Here is an 18,379-nt window from a genome sequence, read left to right as displayed (position 1 = left end):
CTCATCCCCGCAGGTGGTGCCGGTGTCCTCGACGGTCGTCGAAGATCCGGCTAGAGGTCGTCGAACAGCGTGTCGGCCGCCACGTCACGGGGACGCACCCCGAAGGTGGCGTTCATCGCACCGGCGGGCGGGGTGAGTCCGAGGTGATGCCAGGCGGCGGCGGTGGCCACCCGCCCGCGCGGCGTCCGCGCGATCATGCCCGCGCGCACCAGGAACGGCTCGCAGACCTCCTCCACGGTCGCCGGTTCCTCGCCGACGGCCACGGCCAGCGTGGACACCCCGACCGGCCCCCCGCCGAAGGCGCGGATCAGGGCGTCGAGGACCGCCCGGTCCAGACGGTCGAAGCCGAGTTCGTCGACGTCGTAGACCGCGAGCGCCGCGCGGGCGACGTCCACGGTGATCGACCCGTCTCCCCTCACCTCGGCGTAGTCGCGGACCCGGCGGAGCAGCCGGTTCGCGATGCGGGGCGTGCCCCGCGACCGGCGCGCGATCTCGCCCGAGGCGTCGCCGCGGAGTTCCATGCCCAGGATCCCGGCCGAGCGATGCAGCACCCGGACGAGTTCGTCGGGCTCGTAGAACTCCATGTGCGCGGTGAACCCGAACCGGTCGCGCAGCGGGCCGGTCAGCGACCCCGACCGTGTTGTCGCCCCGACCAGCGTGAACGGCGCGACGTCGAGCGGGATCGAGGTCGCTCCCGGGCCCTTGCCGACCACGACGTCGACGCGGAAGTCCTCCATCGCGAGGTACAGCATCTCCTCGGCCGGGCGCGCGATGCGATGGATCTCGTCGATGAACAGCACGTCGCCCTCGACGAGGTTCGACAGCATGGCCGCGAGGTCGCCGGCGCGCTCGAGTGCCGGACCGGAGGTCACCCGGATGGCGGCGCCCATCTCCGAGGCGATGATCATGGCCAGCGACGTCTTGCCGAGCCCGGGCGGTCCCGACAACAGGATGTGGTCGGGGGTGCCACCGCGGCCCTTGGCCCCGTGCAGGACCAGTTCGAGCTGTTCGCAGACCCGCGGCTGTCCGATGAAATCGGCGAGTGACCGGGGACGGAGACCGGCGTCGAGGTCGCCGTCGGAGCGCACCGGCATCGCGCTCACGTCGCGATCGTCGACGTCGTGCGGATCGCCGCCCATCTACGACGCCTTGCCGAGCAGTGACAGCGAGTGACGCAGCGCGGTGGACGCATCGGCGTCGGGATTCTCGGCCAGTACCGCCGTGACCGCCTTCTCCGCCGGACCGGCGGTGAACCCGAGCCCGACGAGCGCCTCGGCGACCTGCTCGCGAATACCGCCGACGGCGGTCACACCGGTCGACGCCTCGCCCGTGGGCCGGTCCACCTTGTCCCGCAATTCGACGCACAGCCGTTCGGCCACGCGTTTGCCGATGCCGGGTACCGAGGTCAGTGACTTGGTGTCCGATTCGGCGAGCGCGCGTCGCAACGCATCCGGCTCGAGAACCGCGAGGGTCGCCATCGCGAGTCGCGGGCCGACGCCGGTGACCGTCTGCAACAGCGCGAACAGCGCACGGGCGTCGGGTTCGGTGAAGCCGTAGAGCGTCATCGAGTCCTCGCGGACGATCATCGAGGTCAGCAGCGTCGCCTCGTCGCCGCGGCGCAGCCGGGACAGCGTCGCGGGCGTCGCCAGCACGCGGTATCCCACTCCCCCGCAGTCGATCACGGCGTGGTCGAGCGCGATCTCGAGCACCGGTCCGCGGACTGACGCGATCATGCGCGACTCCCCTCTCGTGCCTGGGCCACCCGCGCGCGGTGCCGGGCCGCGGCGGCGTCGGCCTGCTTCTGTGCGGCTGCCATCCGCTCCATCATGGGTCCGCGCCAGCATTGACAGATCGCGAGCGCGAGCGCATCCGCGGCATCGGCGGGACGTGGCTTGGTCTGCATGCCGAGAATCCGGGTGACCATCGCGGTGACCTGGGACTTGTCGGCTCGTCCGCTGCCGGTCACCGCCGCCTTCACCTCCGACGGGGTGTGGAAGCGCACCGGTACGTCGCGCTGGGACGCCGCGAGCGCGATGACGCCGCCGGCCTGCGCGGTCCCCATGGCCGTGGATACCTGATTCTGCGCGAAGACCCGCTCGATCGCCACCACGTCGGGCTGGTGCACATCGAGCCAGTGACACGCGGAGGTGTAGATCGCGAGCAACCGCTCGGCGAGTTCCATGTCACTGGGGGTGCGCACGACGTCCACGTCGAGGGCGGTCACCGTCCGCCCCCGACCCGACTCGACCAGCGCGATACCGCACCGGGTCAGACCCGGATCGACGCCCATGACGCGCACTCGTACCCTCCCAGGCATCGTGATCTGCGAACAGTTGTTCGAGATCTTATCGGGGAGAGCGGACAAGTCCGGTGATCAACACACCGGGCGGGCGGCGGGTGTCAGTCGTTCTCGAGTTCGGCGAGGACCTCGTCGCTGATGTCGACGTTGCTGTAGACGTTCTGGACGTCGTCGGAGTCCTCGAGGGCGTCGATCAGCTTGAACACCTTGCGTGCGCCGTCGGCGTCCACCGCGACCTCGACCGACGCGCGGAAGCTGGCCTCGGCGGAGTCGTAGTCGATCCCGGCCTCCTGCAGCGCGCTGCGGACGGCGATGAGATCGCTTGGCTCGCTGACGATCTCGAAGGACTCGCCGAGATCGGTGACCTCTTCGGCGCCCGCGTCGAGCACGGCCATCAGGACGTCGTCCTCGGTCTGTCCGTTCTTCTCCAGCGTCACCACGCCCTTGCGGGTGAACAGGTAGGAGACCGAACCCGGGTCGGCCATGTTGCCGCCGTTGCGCGTCATCGCGGTCCGGACCTCGCCGGCCGCACGGTTGCGGTTGTCGGTGAGGCATTCGATGAGCACGGCGACGCCGTTGGGCCCGTAGCCCTCGTACATGATGGTCTGCCAGTCCGCGCCGCCGGCCTCTTCACCACCGCCGCGCTTGCGTGCGCGTTCGATGTTGTCGTTGGGGACCGAGGACTTCTTCGCCTTCTGGATCGCGTCGAACAGTGTGGGGTTACCCGCCGGGTCACCGCCGCCGGTCCGCGCCGCCACCTCGATGTTCTTGATGAGCTTGGCGAACATCTTGCCGCGCTTGGCGTCGATGGCCGCCTTCTTGTGCTTGGTGGTGGCCCATTTGGAGTGGCCGCTCATGTCCGTCGATTCCTTTCCCGGCGCCGGCACGTGCGGCGGGCCGTGGCCCGCATCCGGCGCACTCCTACCTGTATCCGGTCGCCCTGTTGGTGGTGCGCCCTGTTGGGTTGTTCCCGGCGTGCCGGGCTCGTGGTCTACCGCTGGTTCGGCACGATCTTACCGACGCACCATCTCCACGAAGTATTCATGTACGCGCCGGTCGCCGGTCACCTCCGGGTGGAACGACGTCGCGAGCACGTTCCCCTGACGCACCGCGACGATCCGCCCGGCCGCCGGGCCGTCGGGAACACGCGCCAGGACCTCGACCTCCGGGGCGACGGACTCGACCCACGGCGCCCGGATGAACACCGCGCGCATCGGCGCGGCGCCCTCGGCGTCGGTGATCCCGGTGAACTCCAGGTCGGTCTCGAAACTCTCCACCTGACGCCCGAATGCGTTGCGCCGCACCGTGACATCGAGGGCGTCCAGATGCCGTGCGTCGGGCCGGGTGTCGAGGATCGTGGAGGCGAGCATGATCATGCCCGCGCACGACCCGTACGCCGGGAGGCCGTCGGACAGCTTGTCCACCAGCGGGTCGAACAGGTCGAAGATGCCGAGCAGTTTGCTCATCGTCGTCGATTCACCGCCGGGGATGACGATTCCGTCGACCTCGTCGAGTTCGGCCGGGCGTCGCACCGCCACGGCGTCGGCGCCGGCCGCCTCGAGCGCGAAGACGTGCTCGCGCACATCGCCCTGCAGTGCCAGAACCCCGATCCGCGGCCGGTTCCCTTCGCTCACCGATCGGTCCGGGCGTGCTGGTCGTCGGGCATCACGCGGCCGGTGCGCGCCAGCCCCTCCTGGGTGACCGCCGCGACCAGGCGGCCCTGTCGATCGAAGATCCGTCCCTGGGTCAGGGCGCGACCACCGCCCGCCGACGGCGACGTCTGGTCGTAGAGGAGCCAGTCGTCCGCGCGGAACGGCCGCATGAACCACATCGCATGGTCGAGCGAGGCGACCTGCGGATTGGATTCGGGGTGGGGCACACGCGAGGACCCGAGCAGGGTCATGTCGCTCATGTAGGCCAGCGTGCCGACGTGGAAGACGGTGTCGTCGGGCAGCCGATGGCGGTAGCGGAACCAGACTCGTTGTTGCGCAGCGAAATACGACGAGGTGACCATCATCTCCGGGGGCACGATGCGCAGATCGAAGTTGCGCCACTCCTTGAACACCGCGCGCTCTTCCTCGGCCAGCTCGTCGAGGCGGTCGGTGAGCTCGTCCGGTTGCGGCGCCGGCGGCATCCGGTCCTGGTGCTCGTAGCCCTGGTCAGAACGTACATGGAACGACGCCGACATGGTGAAGATCGCCTCACCGTTCTGGATGCCGGTCACCCGCCGGGTGACGAACGACCGTCCGTCGCGGATGCGGTCGACGAGGAACACCGCCGGACGATCCGGGTCACCGGGACGCAGGAAGTAACCGTGGAGGGAATGGACGTCGAACTCGTCGGACACCGTGCGGGTCGCCGACATCAGGGCCTGGCCGGCGACCTGGCCGCCGAAGGTGCGCTGAAGGTGACTCGGGAACGCACCGCCGCGGTAGATGTCGGTCTCGATCTGTTCGACCTGGAGTATGTCCTCGATGGCTGCCACGCAGACCAGTATCGCGCACGGCGCCGGTGGGCACTCCCCTGCCCGCCGAAGCGCGGCCGGCGATCAGAGTTCGTCGAGGGTCATGATCCCGTCTTGGATGGCCCGGGCGACCAGTGATGCCTTCGTCGGGGCGGGACGACCGATCTCGGCGTACTTGGCCCGGATCCGGGTGAGGTGGGTGTTGACCGTACCGAGCGAGATGTAGAGCTCCTGGGCCACAGCGGGTTTGGAGTCGACGAGCATCCAGGTGCGCAGGACCTCGACCTCGCGCGAGGTGAGATTCGGCTTGGCCCGGTCGGCCGTGGCCTCCGCGACCTCGGGGACCTCGGTGAGCGCGGGAACGGCGACCGCACGGTGCAGGTGGGGGTGTCCCGGACGATGGCCCAGGCCGAGCGGCTGACCCGCGCGCGGCGTCTGGATCTGGTGGCCGGGCAACGGCATCCGGCGAGCCGCCAGACGCGCCAGGGCTTCCTTCCGGCGGGCGATGGCCTCCGCGTCACGACGAGCGCTGACCGAGCGCAGGTGCTGGGGGGCCTGATGGGCGATCGCAGTCATGTGTGCTTCCTCTTCACTCATTCAACCGGTGGTCTTCCGGGTTCTCCCGGCGATGAGATGAAGATTATGGGCTGTGGCCCGGGTGGTCGATGGGGAGAACTCCCCTACCCGTGGGGAGAAGTACCCACGGAGAAACCGCAGGTCAGCGACGTGCAGACGCGGCGGCTGACTCAGTCGGCCGCGTTTCGGGCCGCCTCGGCGTCGATGAGGGGGAGATCTTCTCGCGTGACGATGCGTGACGACACCGCGTACTCCACCAGTTTGGTCCGGCGGTTGCTCGCGAGTTTTCCGCCCCCGCCGCGCATTCCGCTCACCCCGAGTTGATCGAGTTTGTCGCAGACGTTGTCGAGCTTGCGATTGAACTTGGTCAGCGGCCAGCCCAGCCGGCGCGCCGCCTGCGCCGACGACGGGATGGCACTCGAGCCGGTCCCCTCACGCCGCAGGATCTCCTCGGCCAGCACGATGATCAGCAGCTTCTGACTCTCCGTGAGCGTGGGCACGCCTTGCGTCGTGTGCCCGCCGCTGTATTCCGGACGCGTCACCGATTTCACCTGCGGTGCGCGGGCGAAGAGGCTCAGCTCGTAGGTCGTCGGGCCGGCGGTGAACACGATGGTCGTCTCACCGAAGACGAGCGGCATCCGCGCACCGGGGCCCAGGGTCGCCGAGAACCCGACGTCGCCCGCCGAGACGCTCGCCGACAGGTGCGTACCGAGATTGGTGAGCCACCAGAGCCCGTTCTCGTTGTGTATCACCAGGAATCGGCGATGTAGGTACGGGTTGTCGTCGATGGACAGATCCGCTTCGCGGCCGATGAAGAACCGTCGGTCTGCGTCGAGCGCGATGCGCTCGCCGCAGTATTCGACGTAGGTCGCCCCGGCGTCCAGCGCGGCGTCGCCGGACTCTGCGGGGGGTGTCTCGGCCCGGTCCTGACCCGTGGTCATCAGTCCTCCGATCAGCTCGGGTCGGGGGCCGGAGCAGCTCCGGCGGCCTCTCCCTGCGCCGAGTCGTCGAGCGCGGGCATCGTGAGGGTCGGCACCGATTCGTGGACACTCACGACGATGACGGTGACGTTGTCGTGCGCGCCGAGCGCCAGGGCGGCGTCGACGAGCCGTTCGGCCGCCTGCCGGGAGTCCTCCGCATTGCGCAGGATGTCACCGATCTCCTCGTCGGGCAGCTCCCCGGTGAGACCGTCGGTACACAGCAGCAGCACATCCCCCGGGAATGCCGGCGTACTCGAGTAGTCGGCGACCGGGTCGACCATGCCCGCGCCGAGGGCGCGCGTGATCACGTTGCGGCGCGGGTCGGTTCGGGCCTGCTCGGGGGTGAGGAATCCGGCGTCGATGAATTCCTGGACCTGCGAGTGGTCGGTGGTGAGCTGGTTGAGCGACCCGTTCTGGAAGCGATAGGTCCGCGAGTCGCCGATGTTGAGCACCAGCCAGTGGGGGGTCTGTTCGTGCGTGACGAGCACGATGCCGGTGGCGGTGGTACCCGCGCGTCGCTCGGTCTCGGTGTCGATCTCGCCGATGCGCCGCTGGGCGGCGAGCAACAGATCGTCAAGCTGCAGTTGGGTCGCCTTGAGTTCACCCGCGCTGGTGGCCTCCGACAAGGTGAGCAGTGCGGCCTCGCTGGCCAGTTCGCCGCTGTCGTGCCCGCCCATGCCGTCGGCGAGCAGGTACATCCCCGGCAGCGCGAGTGCCGCGTCCTCGTTCGTCTCCCGAACTCGCCCCACATTGCACGCGGCGGACCACTCGAGCCGCAATTCACCCACGATGTGTGTGCCCGAGACCGAAGCGTCTCGAACGATGGTCGCCGCATCCATGATCAGCAGATACTACCGCCGCGAAGCCCCTGACCCGCCACGCATGTCGACTGTTCGGTCTCCGGCGTGTTGAGACGGGGCGCCGCGGCGGCCGGCGGTCGGTCTGACCACCTACGATTCGGACGAAGCGGTCACCAGCCGCGCTCGGCGAGGCGGTGCGGCTGCGGGATGTCGTCGACGTTGATGCCGACCATCGCCTCGCCCAGGCCGCGCGAGACCTTCGCCAGCACGCCGGGATCGTCGTGGAACGTGGTCGCCTGCACGATCGCCGCGGCCCGCTGTGCCGGGTTGCCCGACTTGAAGATCCCCGATCCGACGAACACGCCCTCGGCGCCGAGCTGCATCATCATCGCCGCATCGGCCGGGGTGGCGATCCCGCCGGCGGTGAACAGCGTGACCGGCAGCTTGCCGGCCTCGGCCACCTCGACCACGAGCTCGTAGGGAGCCTGCAATTCCTTTGCGGCCACGTACAGTTCGTCCTTCGGCAACGAGGTCAGACGCCGGATCTCGTCGCGGATCTTGCGCATGTGGGTCGTCGCGTTCGACACGTCGCCGGTGCCGGCCTCGCCCTTCGAGCGGATCATGGCCGCGCCCTCGGTGATCCGGCGCAAGGCCTCACCGAGATTGGTCGCACCGCACACGAACGGCACGGTGAAGGCCCACTTGTCGATGTGGTTGCTGTAGTCGGCCGGGGTCAGGACCTCGGATTCGTCGACGTAGTCCACCCCGAGGCTCTGCAGGATCTGCGCCTCGACAAAATGGCCGATGCGGGCCTTGGCCATCACCGGGATCGAGACGGCGGCGATGATGCCGTCGATCATGTCGGGATCGCTCATCCGCGACACCCCACCCTGGGCACGGATGTCGGCGGGCACCCGCTCCAGAGCCATGACGGCCACCGCGCCGGCATCCTCGGCGATCTTCGCCTGCTCGGGGGTCACGACGTCCATGATCACGCCGCCCTTGAGCATCTCCGCCATGCCGCGCTTGACCCGGGCCGTGCCCTGGCCGACCTCGGGAACGGTAGCGCCGTTGTGACTCACTGAAGATCTCCTCGTGTCGCAGTCCCGACCTGCCGCGTTCGCGGCGGCGGTATGCCCACCAGTCTAGGTGAGGGGCCGAGGGCCCCCGACGAGGGATCAGTCCGCCTGGCCTGGGGTGACGCGCTCGATGATCTCGAAGTACTCCGGGGGTGCCGCGTGGCCGCCGAGCCGCAGCCATCGAACGGGCCGTCGTTGCGCGAGGGCCCTGGTGTCACGCACGGCGTCGTTGTAGAACCGACGCGCCATCATCACCCGCGTCTCGGCGTCGGCGAGTTCGACGACGAGGGCCGCGGACCGACGATTCGGGTCGGTGCGCGCCAGTGCGGCCGACAGCGCGTTCTCGGCGTCCTCACGTGCCGACGGCGCGGCCCGCTCGGCGCGATCGGCCAGCGTGGCGAGCTCTCGCGCCTGGGCGGCGACGCCGTCGTCGACGGACGTGCGGGAGTTCGCGGCGCCGTCGCCGGCGATCATCTCCGCTGACACCGCACGCACGACCACCGCGCGCCGGTCGAGGTTCGATTCGAGCGCCTGGCGGGCGAGATCGACGCGGACGTTGAGCCGGTCGAGGCGGTTGGCCGTGTGGTAGGCCCATCCCGCCACGAGCAGCACGGCCACCACGCCGAGGACGATCCAGGTGGCCATCAGTCCGACACCACGACCGGACCGGCTCCCACGGTGACGGTGTCGTAGACCCGGAGGATCTGGTCGGCCACCCGCGACCAGTCGTACTTGTCGGCCCGAATACGTCCGGCGGCGACGAGGTCGCCGCGCGCCTCCGGGTCGGCGAGGAGTTCGACGAGGCCGGCGGCGAGTTGATCGGGGGAACCCGTCTCGACGAGTCGCCCGGCCCGGCCGTCGTCGAGCACCCGCCGGAAGGCGTTCAGGGAGCTGGCGATCACCGCCGCCCCGGCCGCCATCGCCTCGACCAGGACGATGCCGAAGCTCTCGCCGCCGAGGTTGGGCGCGCAGTAGACGTCGGCGGAGGCCAGCGCCCGCGCCTTGGTCGCGTCGTCGACCTGCCCCAGGAACACCAGGTGTTCGGCGAGTGGACCCGCCCGCCGCCGCAGCGCCGCCTGGTTGCCGCCGCCGACGACCAGGACCCGCACGTACGGGAACCTCTCCACGACCGCGGGCAGCGCACGCATGAGCACATCGATGCCCTTGCGCGGTTCGTCGAAACGGCCGAGGAACAGAATCGTTCCACCCGGGTGCGGATACCCCTCGAGAGGCTCGGCGTCGGCGAAGGACGCGACGTTGATGCCGTTCGGGATCTCGACGGCATCGGAGCCGAGTGACTCCATCTGCCAGCGACGCGCGAGCTCGGAGACGGCGATCTTGCCCGCGATCCGTTCGTGATACGGCCGTAGGATTCCCTGGAACACGCTCAGCCACAACGATTTCGAGGTGGCGGTGTGGAAGGTGGTGACGATGGGCCCGGAGGCCACCATCAACGACAGCATCGAGATGCTCGGCGAATTCGGTTCGTGGACGTGCAGGACGTCGAATCCGTTCTCGGCGACCCAGCGACGCAAGCGCAGGTAGCCCTTGGGACTGAAATTCACCCGGGAGACCGAGCCGTTGTACGGGATCGCCAGCGCGGGCCCCGCCCGGACGACGTAGTCCGGCAGTTCGGTGTCGCGGCCGGCCGGGGCGAGCACGCTGACCTCGTGGCCCCGGTCGAGGAAGACGTCGGCGAGTTCGGTGACGTGGGCCTGTACACCCCCGGGCACGTCGAACGAGTAAGGGCAGATCATTCCGATTCGCATAGCACTCCCCTGGTCGTCGTCATGTCGGCGTCCCGTCCTGCTCCACGCGACCGCGCTGACGGTCGGTCCAGTCGCTCTCCCAGAGCGGCTGCAGCATGTGCCAGTCCGCCGGATGCGCGGCGATATTGACCGCGAAGGCGTCGGCGAGGGCCTGGGTGGCCGTTTCGATCCCACCGGAGACGTCGATCTGCTCCCCGCAACACATCCGGGAGTACGGCGCCTCCTCGAACCAGTGATGGACGGGCATCAGCGCGGCACCGGTCTCCATCGCCAGCCGTGCGGACCCCGCCGGCATGCGGGTTCGCTCGCCGAAGAAGGTCACCGGCACCCCGTGCCGGGCGATGTCGCGTTCGCCGAGCAGGCACACGATGCCGCCGGCGCGGAGCCGGTCGGCCAGCTGCCCGAACGGGGGTTGCTCGCCACCGCTCAGCGGGAAGATCTCGAAGCCGAGCGATTCCCGGTAGGCGACGAACCGGTTGAACAGTGACTCCGGCTTCAGGCGTTCCGCGACCGTCGCGAACCTGCCGTAATGGTGGACCAGCCAGACACCGGCCATGTCCCAGTTGCCGGTGTGCGGCAGCGCCAGGATGACTCCCTTGCCCCTCGCCAGCGCGGCGTCCAGTCGGGCCCGGTCCTCGTCGGGGAGCGTGACGGTGGACGTGACGGTCGCACGATCCTGCGTCGGCAGGCGGAACGCCTCGCACCAGTACCGGGCGTAGGAGCGCATGGCGTCGGCGACGAGGTCGTCGGGCACCTGCGCGGGTTCCACGCCCAGGACACGGGCCAGGTTGTGGCGCAACTGGTCCGGGCCACCGCCACGACGACCCGCGTAGCTGCCGGCACGGTCGAACAGACCCCGCGCGGCGCGTTCCGGAGCCCAGCGAACGGCGGCCCAGCCGGCCCGGTACCCGAGATCGGCGGCCATCGCGCCGAGATCGGTCATCGCTGTCCCGCGGGCGGGGTCTGACCGTCCGAGCCGGACGAGGGTTCGGCATCGCCGTTCTCGGTGTCTGAGGGCCCGGTGTCTGCGGGTTCCGAGGCGATGGGGATGAGGTCCCGCGCACCCGGCGACTGCGCGATCGACCACATCCGCTGCCCGACGGTGATGACACTGGCGACCGCGAGGAACCACATCGCGACGTGGATGGCCCACCACAGGCCGAGACCCGTGAGACCGGCGCCGACGAGCACGATGATCAGCCGGTCGGGCCGCTCGATGAGACCGCCGTCGCCGTACAGGCCGCTCGCCTCCGCGCGGGCCTTGGCATACGAGATGACCTGGGAGGTCACCAGACAGATGAGGGTCGCGACGAGGAGCAGGTCGTGGGGTTCGGTGACCGCGCACCACCAGGCGAGGCCGGCGAAGATGGCGCCGTCGGCGACGCGGTCACAGGTCGCGTCGAGAACGGCGCCGAATCGCGTGCCGCCGCCCCGGGCACGGGCCATCGCGCCGTCGAGCATGTCGAACATCACGAACAGCCAGATGACCAGCGTGCCCCAGAACAGCTCCCCCATCGGGAACAGCGTGAGGGCGGCTGCGACGCCGGCCAGCGTGCCGATCACCGTCACCGAGTCCGGCGTCAGCCCGGTCCGCAGGAGCGCCCGACCCATCGGGAGGGTCACCTTCGAGACCGATGCCCGACCCAGAATGCTCAGCATCGCCGAGTTCCTCCCCCATCTCGCGCCGCGTCGTGGCTCAGCGCTTCCCGATCGCTCTCGTCTGACATCGCCTCACCTGATCGCACCGGCACCCGATCGCTCACAGCGGGGTCAGTCGTCCAGCCGTTGCCAGGCGGTGGCCAGCAGTCCGCGAGTGTCCCGGAGCAACTGCGGCATGACCTTCGTCTCGCCGACGATGGTGATGAAGTTCGCGTCGCCCATCCATCGCGGCACGATGTGCTGGTGGAGGTGCTCGGACAACGAACCGCCGGCCGCGTAGCCGAGATTCAGACCCACGTTGAACGCGTTGGGGTTCGACACCGCCTTGATCGTGCGGATCATCCGCTGCGTGAACGCCATCAGTTCCGCGGACTCCGCGGCGGTCAGATCCTCGAGGTCGGCGACCTGCCGGTACGGCACCACCATGGTGTGCCCCGGGTTGTAGGGGTACAGGTTCAGCACCGCGTAGACGGTGTCACCACGCGCCACGATGAGACCGTCCTCATCGCTCATGGTCGGGATGTCGAGGAACGGGTGCCCCGTCTTCTCGGCCGGTTGCGGGTCGGCGATGTAGGTCATCCGGTGGGGACTCCACAGCCGTTGCAGGCGATCCGCCACACCGACACCCTCGTCTCGGATCTCGCCGGGCGCCTCACCGAACGCGGCGTCACTCATCGAGCGCCCCCGCCACCACGACCGTCTCCACCTCGCCGAGCGCGGCCTCGACCAACTCCTTGGTGGGCGACTCGTTGCGCCTGCTCCGGACCCACTCGACGATCACCGACACCGCATCGGCGACCGGTACGCCGTTGACCTGTGTGCCGTCGCGGAACCGGAAGCTCACCGCCCCGGCCTCGACGTCGCGTTCGCCGGCCAGCAACATGAACGGCACCTTGCCGGTGGTGTGGTTGCGGATCTTCTTCTGCATCCGGTCGTCGGAGGCGTCGACCTCGGCGCGGACACCGGCGGCGAGAAGGTCGGCCACCACATCAAATAGGTGTCCCTCGAACGCCTCCGCGACCGGGATGCCGACCACCTGGACCGGTGCGAGCCACGCCGGGAACGCGCCCGCGTAGTGCTCGGTGAGCACGCCGAAGAACCGCTCGATGGAGCCGAACTTCGCCGAGTGGATCATCACCGGCTGCTGCTTGGTGCCATCGGCGGCGGTGTATTCGAGGTCGAATCCGGCCGGCTGGTTGAAGTCGTACTGGATGGTCGACATCTGCCAGGTACGCCCGATCGCGTCCTTCGCCTGAACCGAGACCTTCGGTCCGTAGTAGGCGGCACCACCCGGGTCGGGCACGAGGTCGAGACCTGATTCGACGCACACCTCTTCGAGGATGGCGGTCGCGGCGGCCCACTGCTCCGCGGAACCGATGAACTTCGGCGAGTCGTCACGGGTGGACAGCTCGAGGTAGAACTCGTCGAGGCCGAAGTCGCGCAGCAGCCCGAGGATGAAATCGAGCAGATGCTTGATCTCGTCCTTGGCCTGTTCCGGCGTCACATAGCTGTGCGAATCGTCCTGGGCGAACCCGCGGACGCGGGTCAGACCGTGCACGACGCCCGACTTCTCGTAGCGGTAGACGTGACCGAACTCGAAGAGCCGCAGCGGCAGTTCACGGTACGACCGTCCGCGCGACCGGAAGATCAGATTGTGCATCGGGCAGTTCATTGCCTTGAGGTAGTAGTCCTGCCCCTGGCGGGTGATCTCCCCTGCCTCGTTGCGTTCCTCGTCGACGTGGATCGGCGGGAACATGCCGTCGGCGTAGTACGGCAGATGGCCAGACAGGTGGAACAGATGTTCCTTCGAGATGTGCGGGGTGCCGACGTACTGGAAGCCGTTCTCGATGTGCTTCGCGCGGACGTAGTCCTCCATCTCGCGCTTGATGATGCCGCCCTTCGGGTGGAAGACCGGGAGTCCCGAGCCGAGCTCGTCGGGGAAGCTGAACAGGTCGAGTTCGGCGCCGAGCTTTCGGTGATCGCGCTTCTCGGCCTCGGCGAGCATCTCCAGGTGTGCGTCCAGCGCCTCCGACGATTCCCACGCGGTGCCGTACACGCGCTGCAGACCGGCGTTGGCCTGATCGCCGCGCCAGTACGCCGCCGAGCTGCGGGTCAGCTTGAAGGCCGCGATGTACTTGGTGGTCGGGACGTGCGGTCCGCGGCACAGGTCGCACCAGATGCGTTCTCCGGTGCGCGGATTGAGGTTGTCGTAGACCGACAGTTCCCCGCCGCCGACCTCCATCACCTCGGCGTCGTCGGCCGCGCCCTTGTCGTCGATGAGTTCGAGTTTGAACGGCTCGCCGGCCAGTTCGGCGCGGGCCTCGTCCTTCGACTCGTACACCCGCCGCGAGAACCGCTGACCCGACTTGATGATCTGCTTCATCTTCTTCTCGAGGGCGGTGATGTCCTCGGGGGTGAAGGGTTCGGCGACGTCGAAGTCGTAGTAGAAGCCGTCCTTGATCGGCGGGCCGATGCCGAGCTTGGCCTCGGGGAACAGCTCCTGGACCGCCTGCGCGAGAACGTGTGCGGTGGAGTGCCGGATCACGCTGCGGCCGGCCTCGGTGTTCGCGGCGACCGGTTCGACATCGGTATCGGCGTCAGGTGCCCACGACAGGTCGCGGAGGTCCCCGCCCGCGTCACGGACGACGACGATGGCCTCCGGGCCCTTGTTGGGCAGCTCGGCCTCGCGCAGTGCGGTGCCCGCGGTCGTCCCAGCCGGCACACGGATCGTGGCGGGGCTGGTCACCTGGACGTCGTCGGGCACGGGGGCGCTCCTCGGGTTGGGGCGGACACGCGAAGACGCGTCCGGGTCGGACGTTTGCGACTCTGATGGTATCCGCGACGGGTCGTCGTGGAGTGCACCCCTACCTTGCGGCGTCGGAGATCAGCCGAAGATGGGACTCGCCAGCCAGCCGTAGTCGAGGCCGACCCACCCGGCGACGGTGTTGAGCGCGCCGAGAACCCACAGGGTGGCGATGACGATGGCACAGGTTGCGAGCCAGAAGACGGCCTGTACCGACCAGTGTTGCCGACCGATCCAGTCCATCCAGGCGTCGTATTTCGCCCGCGCGAACTTCAGCAACCGGTGCGCCCAGTCGAACTCGGACGCCAGGATGCCCAGTCCGAGGAACACGATGAGCCAGCCCGGGCCCGGGTACGGGATCGCGACGATTCCGCACAGCAGGACGATCGTGCCGATGGTCCCGACCGCGATGCGGTACATGCCGTGCCACTTCGGGTTGCTGCGCACGACGTAGCGACGATGGCGTGCGCGGATGCGCACGCGATGCCGGAGAGACCCGCGGTCCGCGTCGGCCGACGTCCGCGCGCCGCTCGGTGTGGACGTCTCGTTCACTCCGGACTCGCTCGCCCCCTGTGTCGGCATCGTCTCCCACCTCGTTCATTCGGCCCGCTGCGCACTTCGGCCCGGTGTTCGTCTCGGCCTGGAAAGTGACGTCCAGGCTACGCGATGCAGGTGTGGGCCTCCGGCGTCGGCAGGGTGGTCGAGCGGCGCCGTCGCCTCCGCCGCGCGCCGTCGATCAGAGTCGCGGACACGGTGACCGCGAGAAGCAGCGGATAGCAGCCCGAATACAGCACGACGAGCAGATCGCCCACGACGGAGTCGTCACCGTTTCGCGGCATCATGAAAAGCCCCAACGCGATGGCGTGGTCGGAGGTGAGGTACGGCCCGCTGTCCCACCAGTGCCGCCACCAGGTGAACGTCAGCGTCGCCACGCCGGCCGGCGCGAGCCAGTACCACCACGTGCGAGCCGTACTCCCCCGCCGCATCGCCAGATCCAGCGCGACGACGAACAGCGGCACGCACCAGACCCAGTGATGTCCCCACGCGAAGGGTGAGACCGCACACATCGTCATCCCGACGATCGTGGCCGCGAGGAGGTCGCGACCGTCGCGGTGGGCAACCACCGCGGCGAGCAGTCCGAGCGCGGCGACGACCAGCGCGAGCGGGAGCCACAGCCACGTCGGCGCGACGAAGACGGGCCCGCCGGGTGCAGGCTCGGCGAACCGCCCGATGTCGAAGTGGGACAACATCTGCGACACGAATCCGCGCACCGACTGGTTGGCCGGCGAGTCGGCCCGGCCGATGCGTTCGGTGTCCGTGAGGTGGCGGGTCCAGTAGGCCCACGAGTCGGCGGGGACGGCGAGGAATCCGATCATCACGGTCGCCGCGAACGTCGCCAGCGCCGTGGCTGCCGCGCGCCACTGGCGGGTCACCAACAGGTAGACGACGGCGAACAGCGGTGTCAGTTTGATCCCGGCGGCGATGCCGATGGCGACTCCGCGCCACCGCGATGTCGTCGAGAGGAACACCAGGTCGACGAGGATCAGGGTCATCACCAGGAAGTTGACCTGTCCGAGCCAGGTGGTGGTGCGGATCGGTTCGAGGGCGGTCGACGAGATCGCTAGTAGGGCGGCAAACGTGATCAGGCGACCACCGGGCCGGTAGTGCAGGCTCCGTAGGCACATCCCGATCACGCCGGTGAGCGCGGCGAAACCGATTGTCCACCAGACGATGTTGGCGACGGCCTCGGTGAGCAGAGCCAGCGGGACGAACACGACCGCAGCGAACGGCGGATAGGTGAAGTGCAGACGCCACAGGACGGGTGCGTCGTACAGCGGACCCGCGTCGAGCACGGTGGCCGCGCCCGCGCGATAGACGCGGGCATCAGTGGCGTTCTCGAAGAGCCCGTAGAACGGGTTGGTGATCGGGAACGCCGCGATGTGCCAGGCGATCACCCCGACCGCGACGACGGCCGCCACGACGATCGCCGCCATCGGGATCCGTGCGGGCACAGAACGAGACGACTCCGGCGATTCGACGGCAGTCTTCGCGGCCACGCGGCGAGCGTACGCCCTGTCTGTGAGCTGCATCACGCGCAACGCCGTGGGGCGTGGTCGGTTGTTCGGTGGACAGCTGGATCGCGACGGTCCGTGCCGGACTACCGTTGTCCTCGGTGGGTGACGAGATCACCTTGGGGACGACACCATGTCATCACTACGAGCAACCCTCGGAGTCGTACTGGTCATCGCGGCATCGTCGACGCTGACCGTCACATGCGTCGGGGAAGGCATCGAGCCGGTCGCGATGACGCGCGACACCTCGTCGAGCACCGCCGACGGTCCGGTTCCACCGATCCACATCGCACTCGAGACCACGTCCGAGGACGTGCGCCCGCGGCTCGACCCCTGGCCACTCCCCGACGACACTGCGCTCCGACCCGACCAGCGGCGAGTCGTCGACATACTCGTCGACCTCTCGACCGGGACCGACGGTGAGGAGCTCGCGCAGCGGTCGACCTGCCGCGTTCTCGACGGCATCCAGTCACCGCCGGCCGACGCGCCGGCCTGGCAGGCGCGCATCGTCGCCACGGTGACGATGCGACACGGTTACGCGCTCCTCGCCGCGCCGTTGCAGCGGTCCGCGGACGCCGCGGTCGTCGTGCTGGCCCGGGCTCTCGACGACGTCGATGCGGTTGCGGGACAGCCATACCGGCCCGTGTTCGTTCAGGGATGCAGTCCATACTGACGCAGGTCGGTGATGCCGAACGGACGAAACGCTGGTGCGGCGATTACCACTGCCACCGCAAACCGGCGCTGCTCGACTGGCGGCAGGTGGCGATGCCGTCGGTCTGGTAGACCATCGCGCGAGCACCGAGCTTCGGGCAGGGTGTGCCGATTCGGACCTTGGGCGCACTGGTTACTGCGTAGCTGCGCCAGAACCCATCGCCCTCCGGCGAGCAGTACAGCGTGCCGTCGGCAGAGTCCATGCCGTACTCGTGCTGATAACAGGGTCCGCCTTCGCGCTGAACCGAAGACGGTGCCGCCGACGCCCCGCCGGCACCCGCTAGCAGTCCTCCGCTCAAAGCCATCGTGACGAGGATTCCGGTGATGAGTCGCTTCATCTTGCCTCCAAGCATGTGCCTGCGGCCGTGACCTCCCGATGACCCAACTGCCGCTGCCGCCGGATCGTAGCGCCGCGAGGCGAGGCGATCGGCAATTCCGAGGCACTGTTCATCCGATCGACCGAACCCCGGGTTCCGGCGAGACGAGCGGGTGAGGTCGAACGAAAAAAGCCCCGCCGATGTCGGCGGGGCTTGTGGAACTGTGGTGGTCCCGGCTGGGATCGAACCAGCGACCTTCCCGGTGTGAACGGGACGCTCTTCCACTGAGCCACGGGACCGTGTCGGGCGCCTTCGGTCAGTGCCGGGGGCGCCTGCGCACGAGCCAGAAGATTACACGGGTTGCGCAGAAGTCCCAAATCACCGCGGTGGGCCACGTCACAAACGCCCCTACACGGCACGGGAGCGAATCACACGCTGGGGATTCACTCGCGGCCACGCCCCTGACCAGGCGATTTGGATAGTTCGGAAACCATCGCGTAAGTTTCTCTTCGCACCGCGAGCAGCACGATCCACAAGATCGCTCGTGGGCATGCGGATGTAGCGCAGCTGGTAGCGCATCACCTTGCCAAGGTGAGGGTCGCGGGTTCGAATCCCGTCATCCGCTCGGCGCGAGTCGACTCGCATCTGGTGGTGTGGCCGAGTGGTGAGGCAACGGCCTGCAAAGCCGTGTACACGGGTTCGATTCCCGTCGCCACCTCCACCGCTGCACAATTCCATACCCGCGCGATTAGCTCAGTGGGAGAGCGCTTCCCTGACACGGAAGAGGTCACAAGTTCAATCCTTGTATCGCGCACCACGACAAAACCCCCGGATCGCTCCGGGGGTTTTT

Annotated in this window: 20 protein-coding genes and 4 tRNA genes; 4 read left to right on the top strand and 20 right to left on the bottom strand. The window is 68.6% G+C overall.

The features are described from left to right. Window positions 1-50: 50 nt before the first annotated feature. From ruvB to B1818_RS07510, 18 genes are all read right to left on the bottom strand, one after another. Window positions 51-1,139, bottom strand: coding sequence for a Holliday junction branch migration DNA helicase RuvB (gene ruvB / locus B1818_RS07595; protein ID WP_078112336.1), 1,089 nt, complete (start codon window positions 1,137-1,139; stop codon window positions 51-53). Further along, window positions 1,140-1,733 carry a Holliday junction branch migration protein RuvA gene (gene ruvA / locus B1818_RS07590; protein ID WP_078112335.1) on the bottom strand — a complete coding sequence of 198 codons (594 nt, stop codon included), beginning with the start codon at window positions 1,731-1,733 and terminating at the stop codon, window positions 1,140-1,142. Next, window positions 1,730-2,299 carry a crossover junction endodeoxyribonuclease RuvC gene (ruvC, locus tag B1818_RS07585; RefSeq protein WP_078112334.1) on the bottom strand — a complete coding sequence of 190 codons (570 nt, stop codon included), beginning with the start codon at window positions 2,297-2,299 and terminating at the stop codon, window positions 1,730-1,732. Before ruvC ends, ruvA begins: the two co-directional genes overlap by 4 nt. A 101-nt stretch (window positions 2,300-2,400) precedes the next feature. Continuing rightward, entirely contained in the window at window positions 2,401-3,156 is a 756-nt protein-coding gene (locus B1818_RS07580) for a YebC/PmpR family DNA-binding transcriptional regulator (RefSeq protein ID WP_058250268.1), read from the bottom strand. Between the two features lie 156 nt (window positions 3,157-3,312). Continuing rightward, entirely contained in the window at window positions 3,313-3,933 is a 621-nt protein-coding gene (gene pdxT, locus B1818_RS07575) for a pyridoxal 5'-phosphate synthase glutaminase subunit PdxT (RefSeq protein ID WP_078112333.1), read from the bottom strand. Next, on the bottom strand, window positions 3,930-4,784 hold the full coding sequence (locus tag B1818_RS07570) for an acyl-CoA thioesterase II (protein ID WP_078112332.1): 855 nt from the start codon (window positions 4,782-4,784) through the stop codon (window positions 3,930-3,932). Before B1818_RS07570 ends, pdxT begins: the two co-directional genes overlap by 4 nt. A 63-nt stretch (window positions 4,785-4,847) precedes the next feature. Beyond that, window positions 4,848-5,339 (bottom strand): LuxR C-terminal-related transcriptional regulator, encoded by a 492-nt coding sequence (locus tag B1818_RS07565; protein WP_058250265.1) that lies wholly within the window; start codon window positions 5,337-5,339, stop codon window positions 4,848-4,850. A gap of 170 nt (window positions 5,340-5,509) precedes the next feature. Next, window positions 5,510-6,280, bottom strand: coding sequence for an FHA domain-containing protein (locus tag B1818_RS07560; RefSeq protein ID WP_078112331.1), 771 nt, complete (start codon window positions 6,278-6,280; stop codon window positions 5,510-5,512). An 11-nt stretch (window positions 6,281-6,291) separates the two neighbouring features. Beyond that, window positions 6,292-7,158: a PP2C family serine/threonine-protein phosphatase gene (locus tag B1818_RS07555; protein ID WP_078112330.1), complete on the bottom strand. Its 867-nt coding sequence runs from the start codon at window positions 7,156-7,158 to the stop codon at window positions 6,292-6,294. Window positions 7,159-7,289: 131 nt separating this feature from the next. Next, on the bottom strand, window positions 7,290-8,201 hold the full coding sequence (pdxS, locus tag B1818_RS07550) for a pyridoxal 5'-phosphate synthase lyase subunit PdxS (protein ID WP_078112329.1): 912 nt from the start codon (window positions 8,199-8,201) through the stop codon (window positions 7,290-7,292). A 96-nt stretch (window positions 8,202-8,297) separates the two neighbouring features. Continuing rightward, entirely contained in the window at window positions 8,298-8,843 is a 546-nt protein-coding gene (locus B1818_RS07545) for an NUDIX hydrolase (protein WP_058250261.1), read from the bottom strand. Continuing rightward, window positions 8,843-9,967, bottom strand: a complete 1,125-nt coding sequence (locus B1818_RS07540) for a glycosyltransferase family 4 protein (protein WP_058250260.1) — start codon at window positions 9,965-9,967, stop codon at window positions 8,843-8,845. Before B1818_RS07540 ends, B1818_RS07545 begins: the two co-directional genes overlap by 1 nt. Window positions 9,968-9,986: 19 nt before the next feature. Further along, window positions 9,987-10,910: a phosphatidylinositol mannoside acyltransferase gene (locus B1818_RS07535; protein WP_058250259.1), complete on the bottom strand. Its 924-nt coding sequence runs from the start codon at window positions 10,908-10,910 to the stop codon at window positions 9,987-9,989. Continuing rightward, on the bottom strand, window positions 10,907-11,626 hold the full coding sequence (pgsA, locus tag B1818_RS07530) for a phosphatidylinositol phosphate synthase (protein ID WP_058250258.1): 720 nt from the start codon (window positions 11,624-11,626) through the stop codon (window positions 10,907-10,909). Before pgsA ends, B1818_RS07535 begins: the two co-directional genes overlap by 4 nt. A gap of 111 nt (window positions 11,627-11,737) precedes the next feature. Beyond that, complete coding sequence (locus tag B1818_RS07525; protein ID WP_058250257.1) at window positions 11,738-12,301, bottom strand: HIT domain-containing protein; 564 nt, start codon at window positions 12,299-12,301, stop codon at window positions 11,738-11,740. After that, complete coding sequence (gene thrS, locus B1818_RS07520; RefSeq protein ID WP_058250256.1) at window positions 12,294-14,390, bottom strand: threonine--tRNA ligase; 2,097 nt, start codon at window positions 14,388-14,390, stop codon at window positions 12,294-12,296. Before thrS ends, B1818_RS07525 begins: the two co-directional genes overlap by 8 nt. 120 nt (window positions 14,391-14,510) lie before the next feature. Continuing rightward, window positions 14,511-15,011, bottom strand: a complete 501-nt coding sequence (locus B1818_RS07515) for a TIGR02611 family protein (protein WP_078112328.1) — start codon at window positions 15,009-15,011, stop codon at window positions 14,511-14,513. 77 nt (window positions 15,012-15,088) lie between these two features. Continuing rightward, window positions 15,089-16,486, bottom strand: a complete 1,398-nt coding sequence (locus B1818_RS07510; RefSeq protein WP_231742243.1) for a glycosyltransferase 87 family protein — start codon at window positions 16,484-16,486, stop codon at window positions 15,089-15,091. A 148-nt stretch (window positions 16,487-16,634) separates the two neighbouring features. Between B1818_RS07510 and B1818_RS07505 the strand changes: the two genes are divergently transcribed. Then, entirely contained in the window at window positions 16,635-17,174 is a 540-nt protein-coding gene (locus tag B1818_RS07505; protein WP_058250255.1) for a hypothetical protein, read from the top strand. Between the two features lie 43 nt (window positions 17,175-17,217). Here B1818_RS07505 and B1818_RS07500 read toward each other — a convergent pair whose 3' ends face one another. Then, complete coding sequence (locus B1818_RS07500; RefSeq protein ID WP_078112326.1) at window positions 17,218-17,550, bottom strand: hypothetical protein; 333 nt, start codon at window positions 17,548-17,550, stop codon at window positions 17,218-17,220. A 203-nt stretch (window positions 17,551-17,753) separates the two neighbouring features. Next, window positions 17,754-17,828, bottom strand: a tRNA-Val gene (locus tag B1818_RS07495). 253 nt (window positions 17,829-18,081) lie between these two features. Between B1818_RS07495 and B1818_RS07490 the strand changes: the two genes are divergently transcribed. From B1818_RS07490 to B1818_RS07480, 3 genes are all read left to right on the top strand, one after another. Further along, window positions 18,082-18,154, top strand: a tRNA-Gly gene (locus B1818_RS07490). Between the two features lie 22 nt (window positions 18,155-18,176). Next, window positions 18,177-18,250 (top strand) — tRNA-Cys (locus B1818_RS07485). Between the two features lie 21 nt (window positions 18,251-18,271). Beyond that, window positions 18,272-18,346, top strand: a tRNA-Val gene (locus B1818_RS07480). The last annotated feature ends 33 nt before the right edge of the window (window positions 18,347-18,379 follow it).

Source organism: Gordonia sp. IITR100, from assembly GCF_002009645.1.
Classification (GTDB): domain Bacteria; phylum Actinomycetota; class Actinomycetes; order Mycobacteriales; family Mycobacteriaceae; genus Gordonia; species Gordonia hongkongensis.
Note: the sequence above shows the minus strand (reverse complement) of the source record. Positions and strands in the feature narration are given on the sequence as shown.

Bases quoted from the DNA above. Each gene is read 5' to 3' on its own strand.
- B1818_RS07505 (WP_058250255.1), top strand. From the start codon at position 16,635: ATGTCATCACTACGAGCAACCCTCGGAGTCGTACTGGTCATCGCGGCA.
- B1818_RS07540 (WP_058250260.1), bottom strand. From the start codon at position 9,967: ATGCGAATCGGAATGATCTGCCCTTACTCGTTCGACGTGCCCGGGGGT.
- ruvA (WP_078112335.1), bottom strand. From the start codon at position 1,733: ATGATCGCGTCAGTCCGCGGACCGGTGCTCGAGATCGCGCTCGACCAC.
- B1818_RS07565 (WP_058250265.1), bottom strand. From the start codon at position 5,339: ATGACTGCGATCGCCCATCAGGCCCCCCAGCACCTGCGCTCGGTCAGC.
- B1818_RS07525 (WP_058250257.1), bottom strand. From the start codon at position 12,301: ATGAGTGACGCCGCGTTCGGTGAGGCGCCCGGCGAGATCCGAGACGAG.
- B1818_RS07500 (WP_078112326.1), bottom strand. From the start codon at position 17,550: ATGAAGCGACTCATCACCGGAATCCTCGTCACGATGGCTTTGAGCGGA.
- ruvB (WP_078112336.1), bottom strand. From the start codon at position 1,139: ATGGGCGGCGATCCGCACGACGTCGACGATCGCGACGTGAGCGCGATG.
- B1818_RS07535 (WP_058250259.1), bottom strand. From the start codon at position 10,910: ATGACCGATCTCGGCGCGATGGCCGCCGATCTCGGGTACCGGGCCGGC.
- pgsA (WP_058250258.1), bottom strand. From the start codon at position 11,626: ATGCTGAGCATTCTGGGTCGGGCATCGGTCTCGAAGGTGACCCTCCCG.
- B1818_RS07560 (WP_078112331.1), bottom strand. From the start codon at position 6,280: ATGACCACGGGTCAGGACCGGGCCGAGACACCCCCCGCAGAGTCCGGC.
- B1818_RS07545 (WP_058250261.1), bottom strand. From the start codon at position 8,843: ATGGCCACCTGGATCGTCCTCGGCGTGGTGGCCGTGCTGCTCGTGGCG.
- B1818_RS07580 (WP_058250268.1), bottom strand. From the start codon at position 3,156: ATGAGCGGCCACTCCAAATGGGCCACCACCAAGCACAAGAAGGCGGCC.
- B1818_RS07515 (WP_078112328.1), bottom strand. From the start codon at position 15,011: ATGCCGACACAGGGGGCGAGCGAGTCCGGAGTGAACGAGACGTCCACA.
- B1818_RS07555 (WP_078112330.1), bottom strand. From the start codon at position 7,158: ATGGATGCGGCGACCATCGTTCGAGACGCTTCGGTCTCGGGCACACAC.